This is a genomic window from Pseudomonas sp. GW821-FHT10B02 (assembly GCF_059415665.1).
Window position 1 is genome coordinate 39,233 of sequence record NZ_JBWKNR010000001.1, and the last position, 18,767, is coordinate 57,999.

The 18,767-nt window shown below is 61.9% G+C and carries 20 protein-coding genes; 10 read left to right on the top strand and 10 right to left on the bottom strand.

Features of this window, described 5'->3' with window-relative positions; all coding sequences use genetic code 11:
* Positions 1 to 45: 45 nt before the first annotated feature.
* The gene (gene polA, locus AC07OF_RS00190; protein WP_495072455.1) at positions 46 to 2,808 is read right to left on the bottom strand and encodes a DNA polymerase I; all 2,763 of its coding nucleotides are present in this window, start codon (positions 2,806 to 2,808) and stop codon (positions 46 to 48) included.
* 74 nt (positions 2,809 to 2,882) lie between these two features.
* On the opposite strand from polA, the gene AC07OF_RS00195 reads away from it, so the two are divergent.
* Together AC07OF_RS00195 and AC07OF_RS00200 are read left to right on the top strand one after the other, a co-directional pair.
* Complete coding sequence (locus AC07OF_RS00195) at positions 2,883 to 3,170, top strand: DUF2782 domain-containing protein (RefSeq protein ID WP_157190668.1); 288 nt, start codon at positions 2,883 to 2,885, stop codon at positions 3,168 to 3,170.
* Positions 3,171 to 3,234: 64 nt separating this feature from the next.
* Positions 3,235 to 4,185, top strand: coding sequence for a homoserine kinase (locus tag AC07OF_RS00200; protein WP_038616167.1), 951 nt, complete (start codon positions 3,235 to 3,237; stop codon positions 4,183 to 4,185).
* 59 nt (positions 4,186 to 4,244) lie between these two features.
* Here the strand turns inward: AC07OF_RS00200 and AC07OF_RS00205 are convergent, their stop codons facing one another.
* Positions 4,245 to 5,162 carry a zinc ABC transporter substrate-binding protein gene (locus AC07OF_RS00205; RefSeq protein WP_075226618.1) on the bottom strand — a complete coding sequence of 306 codons (918 nt, stop codon included), beginning with the start codon at positions 5,160 to 5,162 and terminating at the stop codon, positions 4,245 to 4,247.
* Positions 5,163 to 5,228: 66 nt separating this feature from the next.
* Between AC07OF_RS00205 and zur the strand changes: the two genes are divergently transcribed.
* The 4 genes from zur (at position 5,229) to AC07OF_RS00225 (ending at position 8,109) form a co-directional block, all read left to right on the top strand.
* Positions 5,229 to 5,711 carry a zinc uptake transcriptional repressor Zur gene (gene zur / locus AC07OF_RS00210; protein WP_038605245.1) on the top strand — a complete coding sequence of 161 codons (483 nt, stop codon included), beginning with the start codon at positions 5,229 to 5,231 and terminating at the stop codon, positions 5,709 to 5,711.
* Entirely contained in the window at positions 5,711 to 6,490 is a 780-nt protein-coding gene (gene znuC, locus AC07OF_RS00215; protein WP_038605244.1) for a zinc ABC transporter ATP-binding protein ZnuC, read from the top strand. The genes zur and znuC overlap by 1 nt, the downstream gene beginning before the upstream one ends.
* Positions 6,483 to 7,265 carry a zinc ABC transporter permease subunit ZnuB gene (gene znuB, locus AC07OF_RS00220; protein WP_157190667.1) on the top strand — a complete coding sequence of 261 codons (783 nt, stop codon included), beginning with the start codon at positions 6,483 to 6,485 and terminating at the stop codon, positions 7,263 to 7,265. Before znuC ends, znuB begins: the two co-directional genes overlap by 8 nt.
* Positions 7,266 to 7,395: 130 nt before the next feature.
* Positions 7,396 to 8,109 (top strand): PA5502 family lipoprotein, encoded by a 714-nt coding sequence (locus AC07OF_RS00225; protein ID WP_157190666.1) that lies wholly within the window; start codon positions 7,396 to 7,398, stop codon positions 8,107 to 8,109.
* Positions 8,110 to 8,146: 37 nt separating this feature from the next.
* Here the strand turns inward: AC07OF_RS00225 and katE are convergent, their stop codons facing one another.
* On the bottom strand, positions 8,147 to 10,285 hold the full coding sequence (gene katE, locus AC07OF_RS00230; RefSeq protein WP_476446332.1) for a catalase HPII: 2,139 nt from the start codon (positions 10,283 to 10,285) through the stop codon (positions 8,147 to 8,149).
* Between the two features lie 227 nt (positions 10,286 to 10,512).
* Between katE and AC07OF_RS00235 the strand changes: the two genes are divergently transcribed.
* From AC07OF_RS00235 to AC07OF_RS00245, 3 genes are all read left to right on the top strand, one after another.
* On the top strand, positions 10,513 to 11,520 hold the full coding sequence (locus AC07OF_RS00235; protein ID WP_157190664.1) for a methionine ABC transporter ATP-binding protein: 1,008 nt from the start codon (positions 10,513 to 10,515) through the stop codon (positions 11,518 to 11,520).
* Positions 11,520 to 12,191 (top strand): methionine ABC transporter permease, encoded by a 672-nt coding sequence (locus AC07OF_RS00240; protein ID WP_038605236.1) that lies wholly within the window; start codon positions 11,520 to 11,522, stop codon positions 12,189 to 12,191. Before AC07OF_RS00235 ends, AC07OF_RS00240 begins: the two co-directional genes overlap by 1 nt.
* 62 nt (positions 12,192 to 12,253) lie before the next feature.
* Entirely contained in the window at positions 12,254 to 13,024 is a 771-nt protein-coding gene (locus AC07OF_RS00245) for a MetQ/NlpA family ABC transporter substrate-binding protein (RefSeq protein ID WP_038605234.1), read from the top strand.
* Between the two features lie 78 nt (positions 13,025 to 13,102).
* Here AC07OF_RS00245 and AC07OF_RS00250 read toward each other — a convergent pair whose 3' ends face one another.
* From AC07OF_RS00250 to AC07OF_RS00270, 5 genes are read right to left on the bottom strand one after another with little or no spacing between them, the layout of a single operon-like run.
* Positions 13,103 to 13,735 carry an SCO family protein gene (locus tag AC07OF_RS00250; protein WP_157190663.1) on the bottom strand — a complete coding sequence of 211 codons (633 nt, stop codon included), beginning with the start codon at positions 13,733 to 13,735 and terminating at the stop codon, positions 13,103 to 13,105.
* Positions 13,732 to 14,631 carry a heme o synthase gene (gene cyoE / locus AC07OF_RS00255; protein ID WP_495072456.1) on the bottom strand — a complete coding sequence of 300 codons (900 nt, stop codon included), beginning with the start codon at positions 14,629 to 14,631 and terminating at the stop codon, positions 13,732 to 13,734. Before cyoE ends, AC07OF_RS00250 begins: the two co-directional genes overlap by 4 nt.
* Positions 14,616 to 15,698 carry a COX15/CtaA family protein gene (locus AC07OF_RS00260; protein WP_157190661.1) on the bottom strand — a complete coding sequence of 361 codons (1,083 nt, stop codon included), beginning with the start codon at positions 15,696 to 15,698 and terminating at the stop codon, positions 14,616 to 14,618. The genes cyoE and AC07OF_RS00260 overlap by 16 nt, the downstream gene beginning before the upstream one ends.
* A 9-nt stretch (positions 15,699 to 15,707) precedes the next feature.
* Entirely contained in the window at positions 15,708 to 16,301 is a 594-nt protein-coding gene (locus AC07OF_RS00265) for a PA_0111/PP_0108 family redox-active disulfide protein (RefSeq protein WP_157190660.1), read from the bottom strand.
* A complete protein-coding gene (locus AC07OF_RS00270) occupies positions 16,267 to 17,007 on the bottom strand; it encodes an SURF1 family protein (protein WP_157190659.1) in 741 nt (246 codons plus the stop codon). The genes AC07OF_RS00265 and AC07OF_RS00270 overlap by 35 nt, the downstream gene beginning before the upstream one ends.
* A gap of 63 nt (positions 17,008 to 17,070) precedes the next feature.
* On the opposite strand from AC07OF_RS00270, the gene AC07OF_RS00275 reads away from it, so the two are divergent.
* Entirely contained in the window at positions 17,071 to 17,274 is a 204-nt protein-coding gene (locus AC07OF_RS00275; protein ID WP_028942629.1) for a twin transmembrane helix small protein, read from the top strand.
* A 6-nt stretch (positions 17,275 to 17,280) separates the two neighbouring features.
* Here AC07OF_RS00275 and AC07OF_RS00280 read toward each other — a convergent pair whose 3' ends face one another.
* Positions 17,281 to 18,168 (bottom strand): cytochrome c oxidase subunit 3, encoded by an 888-nt coding sequence (locus AC07OF_RS00280; protein ID WP_157190657.1) that lies wholly within the window; start codon positions 18,166 to 18,168, stop codon positions 17,281 to 17,283.
* Positions 18,169 to 18,180: 12 nt separating this feature from the next.
* A complete protein-coding gene (locus tag AC07OF_RS00285) occupies positions 18,181 to 18,750 on the bottom strand; it encodes a cytochrome c oxidase assembly protein (RefSeq protein ID WP_157190656.1) in 570 nt (189 codons plus the stop codon).
* Positions 18,751 to 18,767: the final 17 nt, after the last annotated feature.

The window sequence follows — 18,767 nt, forward strand, 5'->3', positions numbered from 1 at the left end:
GCCGCGACGATATGCCGCAGCTTTTCCCCGCATTTAACCGCATTTTTAATGCGCTTCGTCCCAGTTTGCCCCCACACCGACCTCAACCAGCAGCGGTACATCGAGTGCTGCGGCATTGCTCATGTGTGGACGAATTTGTTCACGCACCTGCTCAACCAGGTCCTCGCGCACCTCCAGCACCAGTTCGTCGTGCACCTGCAGGATCACCCGGGCGTCCAGCCCCGACTCGGTCAGCCAGTTATCCACAGCCACCATGGCGCGCTTGATGATGTCTGCCGCCGTGCCCTGCATCGGCGCGTTGATCGCTGTGCGTTCCGCGCCTTTGCGCAAGGCCGGGTTCTTCGCGTTGATTTCCGGCAGGTACAGGCGACGACCGAACAGGGTTTCGACGAAACCTTGCTCGGCAGCTTGTGCCCGGGTGCGCTCCATGTACGCCAGTACGCCGGGGTAACGGGCGAAATAGCGATCGATGTAGGCTTGGGACTGCTTGCGGTCGACACCGATCTGCTTGGCCAGGCCAAAGGCGCTCATACCGTAGATCAGGCCGAAGTTGATCGCTTTGGCACTGCGCCGCTGGTCGGTGGTGACATCGGCCAGGTCGACGCCAAACACCTCGGCAGCCGTTGCCCGGTGTACGTCCAGGTCGTTGCGGAAAGCGTGCAGCAAGCCCTCGTCTTTGGCCAGGTGCGCCATGATCCGCAGTTCGATCTGCGAATAGTCGGCCGCCAACAGCTTGTAGCCGGGCGCGGCGATGAAGGCCTGACGGATTCGCCGGCCTTCGGCGGTACGGATCGGGATGTTCTGCAGGTTCGGGTCACTGGACGACAAACGGCCGGTGGCTGCCACCGCCTGCTGGTAGGAAGTGTGGATACGCCCGGTGCGCGGGTTGATCTGCTCCGGCAAGCGGTCGGTGTAGGTGCTTTTGAGCTTGCTCAGGGAGCGATACTGCATCAGCACCTTGGGCAGCGGGAAGTCCATCTCGGCCAGCTCCGCCAGCACTGCTTCGGCCGTCGAAGCCTGGCCTTTGGCGGTCTTGTTGAGTACCGGCATGCCCAGCTTTTCGTAGAGGATCACGCCCAGTTGCTTGGGCGAGCCGAGGTTGAACTCCTCACCGGCAATGTCGAAGGCCTCACGCTCCAACTGCACCAGCTTGTCGCCCAGCTCGACACTCTGGATGCCGAGCAGGTTGGCATCGACCAGCGCACCCTGGCGCTCGATCTTCGCCAGAATCGGCACCAGCGGCATCTCGATATCGTTCAGCACTGGCAGCACGCTTGGGGTCTTGGCCAGTTTCTGTTGCAGCGCCTGGTGCAGGCGCAGGGTCACATCGGCGTCTTCCGCGGCGTAGGGGCCGGCCTGTTCAAGGCTGATCTGGTCGAAGGTCAGCTGTTTGGCGCCTTTGCCAGCAATGTCGGTGAAACCGATGGTGGTGTGGTTCAGGTACTTGAGCGCCAGGCTGTCCATGTCGTGACGGGTAGCCGTCGAGTCGAGCACATAGGACTCAAGCATGGTGTCGTAGGCCACGCCCTGCATCAGGATGCAGTTGGCGATATCACCGCCGATGGCGCAGTTGGCGAGGATGTTCATGTCGTACTTGGCGTTCTGCCCGACCTTGAGCTTTTTCGGGTCTTCGAGCAGCGGCTTGAGCGCCAGCAGCACCGTGTCGCGGTCCAGTTGCTCAGGTACGCCCATGTAACTGTGGGTCAGCGGCACATAAGCGGCCTCATGGGCCTGCACTGCGAACGACAGGCCGACCAGCTGTGCCTGCTGCGCATCCAGGCCAGTGGTCTCGGTATCGAAGGCGAACAGTGGCGCGTTGCGCAGCTTTTCCAGCCAGACGTCAAAGCGGGCCTGATCGAGGATGGTTTCATACTTCGCTTCGACAGTTTCCTCGGGCGCCTCGACAACGATTTCCTGACCGGCGCGCTTGGCGTCGCGCTGCACCTCGTCGATCCAGCTCTTGAATTCCATCTCCGTATACAGCTCAAGCAGCGCATCACGGTCCGGTTCGCCGCAGACCAGCTCATCCACCTCAACCTCCAGCGGCACATCGATCTTGATGGTCGCCAGTTCATAGGAGAGGAAGGCCGCATCACGGTGCTCCTCAAGCTTGGCAGGCAGGGTCTTGGCGCCACGGATGGCCAGGCCCGGAACCTTGTCGAGGTTCTCGTACAGCTCGCGCAGGCCGCCACCGATGCCGGTGAGCAGGCCGACGGCGGTTTTTTCACCCACGCCTGGCACACCCGGGATGTTGTCGACCTTGTCACCCATCAGGGCGAGGAAATCGATGATGTGCTCAGGACCGACGCCGAATTTCTCGTGTACGCCAGGCACATCGAGGACAGTACCGGTCATGGTGTTGACCAGCGTAATGTGGCCATCGACCAACTGCGCCATGTCCTTGTCGCCCGTGGAGATGATCACCGGACGACCGGCTGCGGCACTACTGCGGGCCAGGGTACCGATCACATCGTCGGCTTCAACGCCCTCGACGCACAGCAGTGGATATCCCAGGGCGCGGACGCTGGCGTGCAACGGCTCGACCTGCACCCGCAGATCGTCCGGCATGCTTGGGCGGTTGGCCTTGTACTCGGCGAACATTTCGTCGCGAAAGGTCCCGCCCTTGGCGTCGAATACCACCGCGAACAGACTGTCCGGGTATTGCCTGCGCAGGCTCTTGAGCATGTTCAGCACGCCTTTGACCGCACCGGTCGGCATGCCCTTGGAGGTGGTCAGCGGCGGCAGCGCGTGAAAGGCACGGTAGAGGTATGAGGAACCGTCCACCAGGACGAGGGGAGCTTGGCTCATGAGCAGAATCAACCTTTTCGACGGGCCCGGCGCTAGAATGTCCGGAACATTGACGACAAAGGGACAAGGTTATCATGCGTAGACTAAATCGCCTGTTGCTGCTCAGCCTGCTGGCAGTCACTCCGGTCGTCACCCTGGCAGCGGAAGACGCGCCATCGGCTGATCCGGAAGTAACCATTCGCACGGAAGGCGACAAAACCATCCAGGAGTACCGTCAGAATGGCTTCCTGTATGCAATCAAGGTCACCCCGAAAGTCGGTAAACCTTATTTCCTGGTACGCGCTGATGGTTCGGAGGGCAATTTCATTCGCTCCGACTATCCGGATATGCTGATCCCTTCGTGGAAAATCTTCGAGTGGTAAGGCGTACCCTTTACATCAACCCGGCACTTCCCTGCTGAAGTGCCCGTATGGGCAATTTTTGATCATGTCAGTCTTCACCCCCCTGACCCGGCCTGAGCTGGAAACCTTTCTGGCGCCTTACGGCCTGGGCCGCCTGCGGGACTTCCAGGGCATTGCCGCCGGCACCGAGAACAGCAACTTCTTTGTCAGTCTGGAACAGGGAGAGTACGTGCTGACGCTGGTCGAACGCGGGCCGATCCAGGACCTGCCGTTCTTCATCGAGTTGCTTGATGTACTGCACGACGCTGACCTGCCGGTGCCTTACGCCTTGCGTGGCAATGACGGCGTGGCGCTGCGCGAGCTGGCCGGCAAACCGGCGCTGCTGCAACCGCGCCTGCCCGGCAAGCACATCAAGGACGTCAACAACCAGCACTGCGTGCAGATCGGCGAGCTACTCGGCCATCTGCACCTGGCCACCCGTGACAAGGTCCTGGAGCGCAAGACCGACCGCGGCCTGGACTGGATGCTGGAGACCGGTGCCGAGCTGATGCCGCGCCTGAACGCCGAGCAACGCCAGCTGCTTCAGGCTTGCCTGGACGAGATCGCTGAGCACCACGCGCAGATCATGGCCCTGCCGCGCGCCAACCTGCACGCCGACCTGTTCCGCGACAACGTGCTGTTCGAAGGCACCCACCTGACCGGTCTGATCGACTTCTACAACGCCTGCTCGGGGCCGATGCTGTATGACCTGGCGATCACCCTCAATGACTGGTGCTGTGACGATGCCGGGCAGATCAATGGAGCGCGTGCGCGGGCATTGCTGGGCGCTTATGCGGCGCTGCGTCCCTTCACCTCGGCAGAAGCGCAGCTGTGGCCAGTGATGTTGCGCATTGCCTGTGTGCGCTTCTGGCTGTCGCGCTTGATCGCTGCCGAGTCGTTTGCCGGGATGGACGTGCTGATTCACGATCCGGCCGATTTTGAGGTGCGCCTGGCGGCGCGCCAGCAGGTGGAAATCGCCCTTCCGTTTGCTTTGTAAGCTATCGCGGGGCAAGCCCGCTCCCACGGTGGGAGCGGGCTTGCCCCGCGAAAAAGGCGCTACAGCTTTTCCAGACACCCCGCCAGATCATTCCCCAGCTTCTCCAGCAACTGCTCATAGCCCTGAGCACTGGCCGGCGCTGTCCCGCCCAGCGCATCCAGCTCAGCCAGGGTCACCGGCAATCCTGCGGTCAGCGTCTCGGCCAGGCGCGGGCGCAGTGGCGGCTCACTGAACACACAGGTCTTGCCCACTTCCTGCAGGCGCTTGCGCATCGCTGCCACATGCTGAGCACCCGGTTGCACTTCGGCCGCCACGCTGAACACCCCGGTGTGCTTGAGGCCATAAGCCGACTCGAAGTAATCGAACGCCTCATGGAACACGAAAAACGGTTTGCCGCTGATACCGGCCAGGCGCTTTTTCAAACGCGCATCCAGAGCATCCAGGCGTTCGCCAAAGGCTTTCAGGTTGCTCTGGTAGCGTGCGGCATTGGCCGCATCGGCTGCGCTGAGGTCTGCAGCCATCTTCGCCGCAATCACCCGGGCATTGGCCGACGACAGCCAGAGGTGGGCATCGAGACTGCCTGGGCGATGGTCGTGATCGTGTTCGTCGCCATCTTCGTCATGCGAGTGGCTATCTTCGCCAAAGTGGCGCAAGTGCAAGCCGGGCAGGTCCTGCACCGCGACACTGGGTTTGCTGCGGCCCTTGAGCACCCGCGGCAGGAAGCCTTCCATGTCCGGGCCGATCCAGTACAGCAGCTCGACGTCACCCACCCGCCGTACGTCGGAGGGACGCAGAGCGTAGTGATGCGGGGAGGCGCCTGGCGGCAGCAGCACTTCAGGGCTGCCAACGCCATCCTGAACTGCCGCGGCAATCTGCTGCAGGGGCTTGATGCTGGTCAGGACACGGACCTCGGCCTGTGCCTGGGCCATCACCAGAGTGGTGATAAAAGCGACAAAAAGGGCAAAAAATCGGGACACGATGACCACTCAAAGGGGCAGGAACAGGTAACATAATAACGTCTCTAATCAGAACCGTCGCCGCTCATGCCTAAAACCCCGTTGGCCAATCGCCCCCACGACCATTCCCATTGCGTCCACAGCGCCCTGGCCGAGGCCGATGTGCTGTGCGCACGCAAAGGCCTGCGCCTGACCGCCCTGCGTCGGCGCGTGCTGGAGCTGGTGTGGCAGAGCCATAAACCGCTGGGCGCCTACGACATTCTGGCGGTATTGAGCGAGCAGGACGGTCGTCGCGCAGCACCACCGACTGTCTACCGGGCCCTGGATTTCCTCCTGGAAAACAGCCTGGTGCACCGTATCGCCTCGCTCAACGCCTTCATCGGCTGCAGTCACCCCGAGCATGCCCACCAGGGGCAGTTCCTGATCTGCCGGGAGTGCCATGTGGCGATCGAGCTGGAGCAGACCAGCATCAGCAACGCCATTGTCGCCAGCGCCAAGGACGTCGGCTTCAGCGTCGAAGCGCAAACCGTCGAAGTGGTCGGTCTGTGCGGCAACTGCCGGAGCGCCTGATGAGCAATGCGCTGATTCGCCTCGAACAGGTCGGCGTGGCTTTCTCCGGTCAAGCCGTGCTCGACAGCATCGACCTGGCCGTCGAACCCGGGCAGATCGTCACCCTGATCGGCCCCAACGGTGCCGGCAAAACCACCTTGGTGCGCGCCGTGCTTGGCTTGCTCAAGCCCCACACCGGCAAGGTCTGGCGCAAGCCGCGCCTGCGCATCGGCTACATGCCGCAGAAGCTGCATGTGGATGCCACCTTGCCACTGTCGGTGCTGCGTTTTCTGCGCCTGGTGCCCGGTGTCGACCGCGCCGCAGCCCTCAGTGCCTTGCAGGAAGTCGGTGCCGAGCAGGTGATCGACAGCCCGATCCAGGGTATTTCCGGCGGTGAAATGCAGCGCGTACTACTGGCCCGGGCGCTGCTGCGCGAGCCCGAGTTGTTGGTGCTGGATGAGCCGGTGCAAGGCGTCGATGTCGCCGGCCAGGCCGAGTTGTACAGCCTGATCACGCGTTTGCGCGACCGCCATGGCTGCGGCGTGCTGATGGTCTCCCACGACCTGCACCTGGTGATGAGCACCACCGACCAGGTGGTTTGCCTGAACCGTCACGTCTGCTGCTCCGGCCATCCGGAACAGGTCAGCGGCGATCCGGCCTTCGTCGAACTGTTCGGCAGCAATGCGCCAAGCCTGGCGATCTACCATCACCATCACGACCATGCCCACGACCTGCATGGCTCGGTGGTTGCCCCGGCCCAAGGCGGCCACGTACACGGAGAACACTGCAAGCATGGCTGATTTTCTGCTTTACGCCCTGCTCGCAGGTTTGGCCCTGGCCCTGGTCGCCGGTCCCTTGGGATCCTTCGTGGTCTGGCGGCGCATGGCCTATTTCGGTGACACCCTTTCGCATGCCGCCCTGCTCGGCGTAGCCCTGGGCTTCGTGCTGGACATCAGCCCGGCGCTGGCGGTAACGGTCGGTTGCCTGCTGCTGGCGCTGCTGCTGGTCACCCTGCAGCAGCGCCAGCCACTGGCCTCCGACACCCTCTTGGGTATTCTCGCCCCGAGCACCCTGTCGCTTGGCCTGGTGGTACTGAGTTTCATGCACGATGTGCGCATCGACCTGATGGCTTACCTGTTCGGTGATCTGCTGGCGATCAGCCCCGGCGACCTGGCCTGGATCCTCGGCGGCAGTGCGGCGGTGTTGCTGTTGCTGGTGGTGCTCTGGCGCCCGTTGCTGGCGGTGACTGTGCATGAAGAACTGGCGATGGTCGAGGGCCTGCCGGTGGCGGCGCTGCGTCTGGCATTGATGCTGTTGATCGCGGTGGTGATTGCCGTGGCGATGAAGATCGTCGGGGTGCTGCTGATTACCTCGCTGCTGATCATCCCGGCCGCTGCGGCGCAGCGTCACGCCCGCTCGCCCGAGCAGATGGCCCTGGGCGCCAGCCTGCTGGGGGTTACCGCAGTGTGCGGGGGCCTGGCATTGTCGTGGTTCAAAGACACCCCGGCCGGCCCGTCGATCGTGGTCTGTGCTGCGGTGCTATTCTTGCTGAGCCTGGCCTGGCCCCGGCGCTGAGCCGCAGGGTGCAGCCAAGGCGGTTGCACTCTGCGACAGTTAAATCACGCAGGGCCCTGAAGATTTATTTTCGAGTCTACGGACTGGGTGTAGACTTGCTCGCTTTTTGCGCAAATAGAGAGTCGCAGGAATGAAGCCGTTCGCCTTCCGTTATCTGCTCCTTGCCGCGTTTTCGCTGATTCTGGCTGCGTGCTCCAGCACCCCGAGCGACAACACTGGCACTCCTGCCCAGGCCGATGCCTGGCAGCAGCTGGAGCAAAGTATCGCCAGCAGTGAGCTGGCCACCGCCGAAGATCAGCTGGCCGCCCTGCAGGCCCAGTATCCCAATGACAGCCGGGTCGAGCAGCACCAACGGCAATTGGCCGAGGCCTACCTGCAACGCAGCCAGATCGTCCTGCAAAAGGGCGACGTCAATGCCGCCGCCACCGCCCTGAGCCGTGCCCGCGCGCTGATGCCCAAGGCTCCGGCCCTGACCGGCGGCGTCAATGGCGCCATCGCCCAGGCCCGCAAGGCTGAACTGGAAAAAGCCGAAGCGGCCCTCAAGGCGGCTGAAGCTCGTCCCAAGGCCAAGCTTGTCGATCCGGCCGCGCCGAGCACCGTCGTGGCATTGAAAACCACCAATATTCGCGAAATGCGCCGGCAACTGGATGACATCGCCACTGATGTAGTGAACTACCAGTGCGACGTGGTGTTCCAGGTGCCACGCAAGGATGACGCCCCGTGGCTCAAGACCCTGCTGGGCAAGCGCGTGCATAAGCTCGACAGCGAGTTCGCCCTGCAGCAATCCCACGAAATCCATCGCAACCAGCCTGCCCAGGCGGTGCTGATTCCGCGTCGTCCTTGAGTGAACGGGTGCCCAGGCGGGCACCCGAATCCTGCAGCTAGGCTGGAATCGCCTGCGCCGCAGCCTCCCGTTCCCACACCCGATGCTTGCCTATTGCCTTGACGAAGGCTTTGTAGGTTTTCGCGTCGTTGCCCAGCAACAAGCCGCTATCGGCCTTCAAACCCAGTTTGTCGAGCAACGGCCGCGCCTCACTGGCCAGCCCCATTGGCTTGAGATGCTTGTAGGCTTCCAGTAGAAAATGCAGCGCCACGCCGCTGGTCATCAATGCCTGGACCGATGCTTTGCCGGCCGGCACCCAGACTGCATCGAAAACCACCGAAGGCAGACCTTCCATCGCCGCGTCCACCGCCAACTGCTTGCCTTGGGCAGTGTTCACCGGAGCCGAGGTGGGCCCCAGCAGTTTGATCTGTGCACTCTCAGCTTCCAATGCCTTGACCAACGCATCGACGCTCTCGCCATCAACACCATCAGCCACCAGCAGAGCCACCTTGCGCCCCCTGATGCCTTCGCCCAACAGGTTCATCTGACTCAAGGCCGGTGATTGCTTGAAACCTGACACAGGCACATCGACCGTGCCTTTTTTCGGCGCAGGTAGCCCAAGATTGGTCGCCACTCGCGCCGCCAGTTTCAGGTCGATATTGGCCAGGATCTCATTCACTTCGCGCTCGCGGATATACGCTCGCTCGACCTTGCCCAGCTCAAAGCTGTAGGCACTGATGATGTGCTCCTGTTCGGTCGGGCTCATGCTGTGGAAGAACAGCCGCGCCTGGGAAAAGTGGTCGGCAAAGGACGGGCTGCGCTGCCGCACTTTGTGCGCCTCGATCCGCTCTGGATACGACTCGAAGCCACCATCGCTGGCCGCAGGCGGCGTTTCCTTCGGCCAGCCGCCATCAATGGAATTGGGCTCGTAAGAAGCCCGCCCCTTATCCAGGGTGACCCGGTGCTGGGCATCGCGCTGACCGTTGTGGTTAGGCGCCAGTGGCCGGTTGATCGGAATCTCGTGAAAGTTCGGACCGCCGAGGCGGCTGATCTGAGTATCGGTGTAGGAAAACAGCCGGCCCTGCAGCAGCGGATCATTGGAAAAGTCGATGCCCGGAACGATATGCCCGGGGCAGAAGGCGACCTGTTCGGTTTCGGCGAAGAAATTGTCCGGGTTACGGTTGAGCACCATCTTGCCCAATGGTGTCACCGGCACCAGCTCTTCCGGGATGATCTTGGTCGGGTCGAGCAGGTCGAAGTCAAATTTATGCTCATCCTCTTCGGCGACGATCTGCACACCGAACTCCCACTCCGGATAATTGCCGGTCTCGATTGCTTCCCAGAGGTCGCGGCGATGGTAGTCGGCGTCCTTGCCGGCCAGTTTCTGTGCTTCATCCCAAAGCAGCGAACAGACACCAGCCTTGGGCTTCCAGTGGAATTTGACGAAGCTCGACTTGCCTTCAGCGTTTATCAACCTGAAGGTATGCACACCAAAGCCCTGCATGGTGCGCAGGCTTTTCGGAATGGCCCGATCCGACATCGCCCAGATCACCATGTGCGCCGACTCCGGCACCAGCGAGACAAAGTCCCAGAAGGTGTCATGAGCTGAGCCTCCGGTGGGCATTTCGTTGTGCGGTTCGGGTTTGACCGCGTGGACGAAGTCGGGAAACTTGATCGCGTCCTGGATGAAGAAAACCGGCATGTTATTGCCAACCAGGTCGAAGTTGCCTTCATCGGTGAAGAACTTGACGGCAAAGCCGCGCACATCGCGCACGGTGTCTCCAGACCCGCGCGGCCCCTGCACCGTGGAAAAGCGCACGAACACCGGGGTAATCTTCTCCGGGTCCTGAAGAAATCCGGCCTTGGTCAGTGCTGCATGGGATTTGTAAGTCTGGAAGTAACCATGGGCGCCGCTGCCACGGGCATGCACGATGCGCTCGGGAATACGCTCATGGTCAAAGTGCGTGATCTTCTCACGCATGATGAAGTCTTCCAGCAGCGACGGACCACGTTCTCCAGCGCGCAGGCTGTTCTGGTTGTCGGCGACCTTGACGCCCTGGTTGGTACGCAAGGCCTGGCCGGTGGCATCAGTTCGAAAGGCTTCCAGGCTTTGCAGCTTGGCGTTGGTGTTGGCCCGGTCCGGGGTCTGGGTGCCGGCCAGTTGACTTTCCTTGGGCGGATTCTTCTTGCTGGGCATTGGAACGCTCTCCTCGAGTCAGTCTCGGTTCGACCCCACGACGGGTCCTTTCAGTAGTGACTGGCCAGGCTCAGCGAGCGTTCATTCCGATTGACCACTGATCGCGTTATTCCCGTAGCATTGGTCAATTGCGAAATAAATGCTAAGAACCTCTATACGAACAGGCTAAAATGCGCGCCCCGGCTAACCGCTGACCCAAATTCCATGCGCCCCACAAGGTTCGCTACGTGATCGAGTTTCAAAATGTGCATAAAACCTACCGCGTCGCCGGTAGGGACATCCCCGCGCTGCACCCGACCAACCTGAGTGTCGAAAACGGCCAGGTATTCGGACTGATCGGCCACTCCGGTGCCGGCAAAAGTACCCTGCTGCGCCTGATAAACCGCCTGGAAGCCCCAAGCGGCGGCAAGATCATCGTTGACGGTGAAGATGTCACCGCGTTCGACGCCAACGACCTGCGGCGTTTCCGCCAGCAAGTCGGGATGATTTTCCAGCACTTCAACCTGCTGGCGTCCAAGACCGTGGCCGACAACGTCGCGCTACCACTGACCCTGGCCGGCGAACTGTCGCGCAAGGAAATCGACATCCGCGTCAGCGAACTGCTGGCCCGTGTCGGCCTGTCCGAGCACGCGAAAAAGTATCCGGCGCAGTTGTCCGGCGGCCAGAAGCAACGCGTCGGTATTGCCCGCGCCTTGTCCACCAAGCCGAAAATCCTGCTTTGCGACGAAGCCACCAGTGCGCTCGATCCGCAGACCACGGCTTCGGTCCTGCAATTGCTGGCAGAGATCAACCGCGAACTGAAACTGACCATCGTGCTGATCACCCACGAGATGGACGTGATCCGCCGGGTCTGTGACCGGGTTGCGGTCATGGATGCCGGGCAGATCGTCGAGCATGGTCCGGTGGCTGATGTATTCCTGCACCCGCAGCACCCGACCACCAAGCGCTTCGTCCAGGAAGACGAGCAGATCGACGAGAACGAACAGCGCGACGACTTCGCCCATGTACCGGGGCGCATCGTGCGCCTGACCTTCCAGGGCGATTCCACCTACGCGCCGCTGCTGGGCACTGTGGCCCGCGAAACCGGCGTGGACTACAGCATCCTCGCTGGCCGCATCGACCGTATCAAAGACACCCCGTATGGGCAGCTGACCCTGGCCGTCACTGGCGGCGACATGGAAGCGGCCTTCGCCCGCTTCACGGCGGCTGATGTTCATATGGAGGTACTGCGTTAATGGACGCCTTGAGTTTCTTTGCCAACGTCGACTGGGCCGAAATCTGGCTGGCGACCATCGACACCATGATCATGCTGTTCGGCTCGCTGTTCTTCACCGTGCTGCTCGGCCTGCCACTGGGCGTGCTGCTGTTCCTCTGCGGTCCGCGCCAGTTGTTCGAGCAGAAGGGCGTGTATGCGCTGCTGTCGCTGGTGGTCAACGTACTGCGTTCGCTGCCGTTCATCATCCTGCTGATCGTGATGATTCCGTTCACCGTGCTGATCACCGGCACCTCGCTGGGCGTCGCCGGGGCTATCCCGCCGCTGGTGGTGGGGGCTACGCCGTTCTTCGCGCGTCTGGTGGAAACCGCCTTGCGTGAGGTTGATCGCGGCATTATCGAGGCGACCCAGTCGATGGGCGCCACTACCCGCCAGATCATCACCAATGCCTTGCTGCCTGAGGCCCGCCCGGGCATCTTTGCAGCCATCACCGTCACCGCCATTACCCTGGTGTCCTACACCGCGATGGCGGGTGTGGTTGGCGCGGGCGGCCTGGGTGACCTGGCGATCCGCTTCGGCTATCAACGCTTCCAGACCGATGTGATGGTAGTCACCGTGGTCCTGCTGCTGATACTGGTTCAAGTACTGCAGAGCGTGGGCGACAAACTGGTTGTGCATTTTTCCCGTAAGTAACCCCATGGGTCGGCGACGCCGACGCACCGGGGGCCGGACCGGCCCTCACAAGGAGTGATTTGATGAAAAAGCTGCTTGCTGTTGTCGCCGCCGTCGCGGCCTTCTCCGCCCAGGCCGATACCCTGACGGTTGCTGCTACCCCGGTGCCGCACGCCGAGATCCTCGAGTTCGTCAAACCGGCCCTGGCCAAAGAAGGCGTGGACCTGAAGGTGAAGGTGTTCACCGACTACATCCAGCCGAACGTACAGGTTGCCGAAAAACGCCTGGACGCCAACTTCTTCCAGCACCAGCCGTATCTGGATGAGTTCAACAAGGCCAAGGGCACCAAGCTGGTCAGCGTTGCCGGTGTGCACCTGGAGCCGCTGGGCGCCTACTCGAGCAAGTACAAGAAGCTCGATGAGCTGCCATCGACCGCCACCGTGGTGATCCCCAACGACGCCACCAACGGCGGTCGTGCCTTGCTGCTGCTGGACAAGGCCGGTGTGATCAAGCTCAAGGACAACACCAACATCCTCTCGACCGTCAAAGACATCGCCGAGAACAGCAAGAACCTGAAATTCCGTGAGCTGGAAGCGGCGACCATCCCGCGCGTGCTGACCCAGGTCGACCTGGCGCTGATCAACACCAACTACGCGCTGGAAGCCAAGCTGAACCCTGAGTCTGATGCACTGGTCATCGAAGGCGCTGACTCGCCTTACGTGAACATTCTGGTTACCCGTGAAGACAACAAGGATGCCGAGGCAGTGAAGAAGCTGGTTGCAGCCCTGCACACTCCGGAAGTGAAGAAGTTCATCGAAGAGAAGTACAAGGGCGCGGTCAAGCCGGCGTTCTGATCTACCGCGTCGCCTCTATCGCCGGCAAGGCCGGCTCCCACAGGGTTGTTGTGGGAGCCGGCCTTGCCGGCGATGCTTTTAGTCCCGCTTAACCAACCCAGGCAGTTGAGCCACCAGCTTCTGGTTGTTGAACGGCGCACGAATAAACCCACGCTGCTTGCCATCCGGCCCCAGCAGCGCCAGGTTGCCACTGTGATCCACCGTGTAGTTCGGCTTGCTGGTATCGGCCGGAATGAACGGGATGCTCACCGCATTGGCCAGCTTCTGCAGGTTGTCCAGTGAGCCGGTCACGCCGCGGAAGTCCTTGTCGAAATAGCCCAGATACTGTTTGAGCTGGGTCGGTGTGTCCCGATTCGGGTCGACGCTGACAAGCACCACCTGCAGCCGCTCCACGGCCTCTTTCGGCAGCTCGCTTTTTACCTGACGCAATTGCGCCAGTGTAGTCGGGCAGATGTCCGGGCAGAAGGTGTAACCGAAGAACAACAACGACCACTTGCCCTTGAGCTCATCCATCATTACTGGCTGGCCGTTCTCGTCGGTCATTTCCAGCGCAGGCACCGTGCGGCTCTGCGGCAGCAGGATGATGCCGGCATCGATCAGTTCGGTCGGGTTGCCCTCACTGCGGCCATTGAGCACCTTGTTGACAGTAAGCCCGAGGATCACGGCGACCAGGGCAACGAGGATGAAGACGGTTTTCTGGGTTCGAGTCATAGGTTCAACAGTAGGTAATGATCAACAAGCAGGGCAATGAATAACAGCAACAGGTACCAGACAGAGTACTTGAAGGTCTTGATCGCCGCGTGCGGCCGACTGCCACGGTACAACACCCAGGCCCATTGCAGGAAGCGCACGCCCAGCACCAGGGCACAGACCAGGTAGAGCGGCCCGCTCATGTGAATGACGTAGGGCAACAGGCTGACCGCCAGCAATACCAGGGTATAAAGCAGGATGTGCACCTTGGTGTAGTGCTCGCCGTGGGTCACCGGCAACATCGGAATATCCGCCTTGGCGTACTCTTCCTTGCGGTGAATGGCCAGGGCCCAGAAGTGTGGCGGGGTCCAGGCGAAAATGATCAGCACCAGCAGCAGCGGCTCGGCGCTGATATGCCCACTGACCGCCACCCAGCCCAGCAACGGCGGCGCCGCGCCGGCCAGGCCGCCAATCACGATGTTCTGCGGCGTGGCCCGCTTGAGAAAGCCGGTATAGATCACCGCATAACCGAGCAGCGAGGCCAGGGTCAGCCAGGCGGTGAGGGCGTTGGTAAAGACCAGCAGCAAGGCCATGCCCAGCAACGCCAGCAACAAGGCAAAGGTCAAAGCCGCGGCAGGCGCTACCCGGCCTTCGGCCAGGGGACGCTTGTGGGTGCGGGCCATCAATGCATCGATGCGCCGGTCCACCACGTGGTTGACCACTGCGGCGCCGCCGGCACAACAGGCGATACCGAGGTTGCCGAACAGCAGGATGGTCCAGGGCACGCCCGCGCGAGTGGCGAGAAACATACCGACCAGGGACGTGACCAGCATCAGCACCACGACCTTGGGCTTGGTCAGCTCCAGGTAGTCGCGCCAGCCCGCCTGGAGCCTGCGTCCGCTTAAAAGCGTCGCCATGAGTTATCTCCCAGATAATGAACGACACCGCCACTGCCCAGCGGTGTCAGGCGCCAGCCCTGGCTGACCCGACGTGCCTTCGCCCTGGCCACCAGGCGAATGCGGTAATTGACCAGCACCATGCACAGCAACAGCATCGCGCCCCCGGCGTTGTGGGCCACGGCCACCGGCAATGGCAGGTGGAACAGCACATTGCTGATGCCCAGGCCGATCTGTACCGCCAGCGCCAGAAGCACCAGGCGGGCGAGTTTGCTGAGTCCATGACGATGCAGCTTCCAGCTCAGCAGCAACAGCACACCGGTCACCAGCAATGCGCCCATGCGGTGGCTTAGATGAATCGCGGTACGCGCATCACTGTCCAGCTGTCCGCCCAGGTAATTGGGGCCGATGTGCTGGGTGAGGTGAAAGCCGTTGGCAAAATCCGCCTGTGGCCACCACTGACCATGACAGGTGGGGAGATCGACACAAGCCACTGCCGCGTAGTTGGCGCTGACCCAGCCGCCCAGGGCGATCTGGCCGATCACCACCAGCAACGCCAGTGCCGCCACCCGCCGCACACTCAGTGGTAGCTTGGGCAGCGGGGCGAACGCCCGCGACAAACGCAGACTCAACAGGAACAACAGACTCAAGGTGGCAAAGCCGCCTAACAAATGTGCCGTGACCACCTGCGGCCACAGCTTGAGGGTCACCGTCCACATGCCGAAGGCTGCCTGGGCGAACACCACCCCGAGCAGCAGCAAGGGCAGGCGGTAAGGCTGACCGTCACGGCCATGACGACGCCAGGCCTGGAAAGCGAGCAGGGTGATCACCAAGGCCAGGGTTCCGGCGAAGTAGCGATGTACCATCTCGTTGCGGCCCTTGTGTTCCTCTACCGGCGTATCGGGAAAGTGTCGCTCGGCATGGGCCAGCTGCGCTTCGGTCTTGGGCACGCTGATGAAGCCGTAGCAACCCGGCCAGTCCGGACAACCAAGGCCGGCATGGGTGAGGCGGGTGTAGGCTCCGAGCAGGACAACCACCAGTGCCAGCACGGTGGCAAACACAGCAAGGCGAAATCCAGGTCTGGCCATGGTGATGTCCTACCCGATGTTGGACAGCTTCAGCAGATGGCGCAGGTCATTGAGCAAGTCCTTGCCCTTGACCCTGGCGTCGTAGCGCAGCACCAGGTTGCCATGAGGATCGACAATCCATAGCTGTGCATCCTGCTTGCCCTGGCTCATCTCAGCGTACTTGCTCAGGTCCAGCGGGTAGCGCTGCAGCTGTGGGTATTCGCGATCGAGCCGGGCCTGGTAGTCAGCGCCCAGCGCTTGCGCTGTGGCCAGGGCATGACTGGCGCGGCTGGCATCGCGCCCCAGGCCGATCTGGATCTGCCGCGCCAGGTACACCAGTTGCTGGCAGTCCAGCCCGCACTCTTTTGGGGTGCTGACCAGCAACTGCCAGCGCTGCTCGTCGGCACTGACGCCGAGGTCGGCCCGGCTCTGGCCGGTGCCGAGCATTTCACCGTGATAGCTGCGGCTGTCCGGGACCCAGAACTGCAACTTGTACATGGCGGTGGCCAGCAGCATCGGGCCGAGGACCACCAGCAGGATCAGGATCAGTTGCAGGCGCCCGCGAGCGCGCCCGGTTGGCGCCTTGCCTTCAGACATGTTGAGTGGACTCGTGACGGCTCCCATGCTGTTTCTCCTTGTTGTTATGCCAGCCGAAGTAGAGGTAGAGCAGGACCAACGCCAGCGCCAGGGCGAACCACTGCACGGCGTAGCCCAGGTGTTTTTCCGGGCCCATGGCGACTACCGGCCAGTCCAGCCGGTAGCTGGCCGGGCCTGGCTCCAGACGCAATTCGTAAGCGAAGCCTTCACGCGACAACTGCGGCCACAGATGGCTGGCATCTATGGCCGTCAACAGACGCGGCCAGCTGCCGCCTTGCGGGTCGGCATGCAATTGGAAGGTGGCCCCGGGGGCGACGTAAACCCAGGCATCCAGGCTCAATGTCTGTGCCGGGGTGCTGAACTGCACCGGGATACGCCGGTCCGGCCACGGCAGCCAGCCGCGATTGACCAGCAGCCAGAGTCCGCTGGCCTGGTCGAGGAAGGGTTGCAGCAGTTCGACGCCGACCTGGCCATCGCGCATGCGGTTGTCCAGCAACAGGCTGTGCTCGGCATCGAACTGACCGAACAGGTGCACCCGGCGATAAGCCGGGTCCTTCAATTGAGGCAACTGTGCGGCGCCCGAGGCTTCACCGGCCTGGCGCTCGGCATAGCTGGCGAGCAACTCGCGCTTTTCCTGCGCCCGCGTCAACTGCCAGCAGCCCAGGGCAACCAGCCCAGGCAACAGCATCAGCACCACCAGGGTCGGCACCCAACCTGGGCGAAATGGCTTCACCCGGTCACCCCATGCTCGGTCGCTATACTTAAGGTCATCGATGCATCCCCCCGGAGTTTCGCCATGCTTAAAGCCGCGATTGTCCTGATGCTGCTGGCCACCATCGCCAGCCTGTTCAGTGGCCTGTTCTTTCTGGTCAAGGACGACGGACATTCCACGCGTCTGCTCAAAGCCCTGACCGTACGGGTCACATTGGCTGCGCTGACTCTGGCGCTGATCACCTGGGGCTTCTATAGCGGCCAGTTGGTGTCCCACGCGCCGTTCTGAATCCGGCTACAGCACATACACAAAGATAAATAGCCCGACCCAGACCACATCGACGAAGTGCCAGTACCAGCTGGCCGCCTCGAAACCGAAGTGTTTGTCGGGGTTGAAGTGCCCGCGCATAATCCGCATCAGCATCACGAACAGGATGATTGTGCCCATGGTCACGTGAGCGCCATGAAACCCGGTGAGCATGAAAAAGGTCGCGCCATAGATGCCTGACCCCAGCGTCAGGCCCAGCTCGGTATAAGCTTCGTGATACTCGTAGGCCTGCAATATCAGGAAGCCGATCCCCAGCAGGATGGTCAGCGCCAGCCAGAATTTCAGGGCACCACGGTGATCCTTGCGCAGCGCATGGTGGGCGATGGTAACCGTGACGCTGGAACTGACCAGCAGGATGGTGTTGATCAGTGGCAAGTGCCAGGGATCGATGACTTCTTTGGGTGGCGGAAACAGCTTGGGATCAGGCGTGTTGAGCAGCGGCCAGGCAAACTCGAAATTCGGCCAGAGCATGTGCGCCACGCCTTTGGCGCCTTCACCGCCGAGCCAGGGCCCGGCCAGGTTGCGCACATAAAACAGCGCACCAAAGAAGGCGATGAAGAACATCACCTCGGAAAAGATGAACCAGGACATGCCCCAGCGGAACGAGCGGTCCAGTTGCGGGCTGTAAAGCCCGGCACGACTCTCCTTGATCACCGCGCCAAACCAACCGAAGAACATGTAGGCCAGGAACAGCGCGCCCAGGAAGAAGATCCATGGCCCATGGGATTCTGGGCGCCCGGCCTTGAGGTCGTTGAACCAGGTACCCAGGCCGAACACCGTGATGAACATGCCGATCGTGGCAATGATCGGCCACTTGCTTTGCGCCGGTACGTAATAGTGCTCATGCGAAGCCATTGAGTGTTCTCCTTATCGGGCGCCCTGTGTGGCCTGGCCCGCCAGGTGTGCAACCGGCGGGTGGCGAGCGGTGATATCGAACAGCGTGTAAGCCAGCGTCAGGTGTTTCACATCCTTGGGCAGGTCGCGGTCGACGATGAAGCGCACCGGCATTTCGATGCGCTCTCCCGGTTGCAGCACCTGCTGGGTGAAGCAGAAGCATTCGGTCTTGTGAAAGTACGCTGCCGCTTCCGCCGGGGTAATGCTCGGGATCGCCTGGGCGCTCATCGGCTTGTCGGTCGGATTACGGGCGATGAACACCATCTGGTTGACCGCACCGGGATTGACGTCGATCTGATCGGCAGTGGAATAGAACTCCCAGACCATGTCGCTGGCATTGGTCGACATGAACTGCACTTTTACGCTGCGGTTCATATCGCTGACCTGACTGCCTTGATATTGCCCGCCGGTCTTGCCGTTGATGCCGAACGCCTTGCACATCACGTCGTAGATCGGCACCAGGGCAAAGCCGAATGCGAACATCACCACGGTCAGCAGCATCAACCGCAACACCAGGCGCTTGAGCGAGGTCCCTTCACTCATGGCTCTTCCTCCGGCGT

Excerpts from the sequence above, each read along its gene's own strand:
- polA (WP_495072455.1), bottom strand. The coding sequence starts at position 2,808 with ATGAGCCAAGCTCCCCTCGTCCTGGTGGACGGTTCCTCATACCTCTAC.
- AC07OF_RS00195 (WP_157190668.1), top strand. The coding sequence starts at position 2,883 with ATGCGTAGACTAAATCGCCTGTTGCTGCTCAGCCTGCTGGCAGTCACT.
- AC07OF_RS00200 (WP_038616167.1), top strand. The coding sequence starts at position 3,235 with ATGTCAGTCTTCACCCCCCTGACCCGGCCTGAGCTGGAAACCTTTCTG.
- zur (WP_038605245.1), top strand. The coding sequence starts at position 5,229 with ATGCCTAAAACCCCGTTGGCCAATCGCCCCCACGACCATTCCCATTGC.
- znuC (WP_038605244.1), top strand. The coding sequence starts at position 5,711 with ATGAGCAATGCGCTGATTCGCCTCGAACAGGTCGGCGTGGCTTTCTCC.
- znuB (WP_157190667.1), top strand. The coding sequence starts at position 6,483 with ATGGCTGATTTTCTGCTTTACGCCCTGCTCGCAGGTTTGGCCCTGGCC.
- AC07OF_RS00225 (WP_157190666.1), top strand. The coding sequence starts at position 7,396 with ATGAAGCCGTTCGCCTTCCGTTATCTGCTCCTTGCCGCGTTTTCGCTG.
- katE (WP_476446332.1), bottom strand. The coding sequence starts at position 10,285 with ATGCCCAGCAAGAAGAATCCGCCCAAGGAAAGTCAACTGGCCGGCACC.
- AC07OF_RS00240 (WP_038605236.1), top strand. The coding sequence starts at position 11,520 with ATGGACGCCTTGAGTTTCTTTGCCAACGTCGACTGGGCCGAAATCTGG.
- AC07OF_RS00245 (WP_038605234.1), top strand. The coding sequence starts at position 12,254 with ATGAAAAAGCTGCTTGCTGTTGTCGCCGCCGTCGCGGCCTTCTCCGCC.
- AC07OF_RS00250 (WP_157190663.1), bottom strand. The coding sequence starts at position 13,735 with ATGACTCGAACCCAGAAAACCGTCTTCATCCTCGTTGCCCTGGTCGCC.
- cyoE (WP_495072456.1), bottom strand. The coding sequence starts at position 14,631 with ATGGCGACGCTTTTAAGCGGACGCAGGCTCCAGGCGGGCTGGCGCGAC.
- AC07OF_RS00260 (WP_157190661.1), bottom strand. The coding sequence starts at position 15,698 with ATGGCCAGACCTGGATTTCGCCTTGCTGTGTTTGCCACCGTGCTGGCA.
- AC07OF_RS00265 (WP_157190660.1), bottom strand. The coding sequence starts at position 16,301 with ATGGGAGCCGTCACGAGTCCACTCAACATGTCTGAAGGCAAGGCGCCA.
- AC07OF_RS00275 (WP_028942629.1), top strand. The coding sequence starts at position 17,071 with ATGCTTAAAGCCGCGATTGTCCTGATGCTGCTGGCCACCATCGCCAGC.
- AC07OF_RS00280 (WP_157190657.1), bottom strand. The coding sequence starts at position 18,168 with ATGGCTTCGCATGAGCACTATTACGTACCGGCGCAAAGCAAGTGGCCG.
- AC07OF_RS00285 (WP_157190656.1), bottom strand. The coding sequence starts at position 18,750 with ATGAGTGAAGGGACCTCGCTCAAGCGCCTGGTGTTGCGGTTGATGCTG.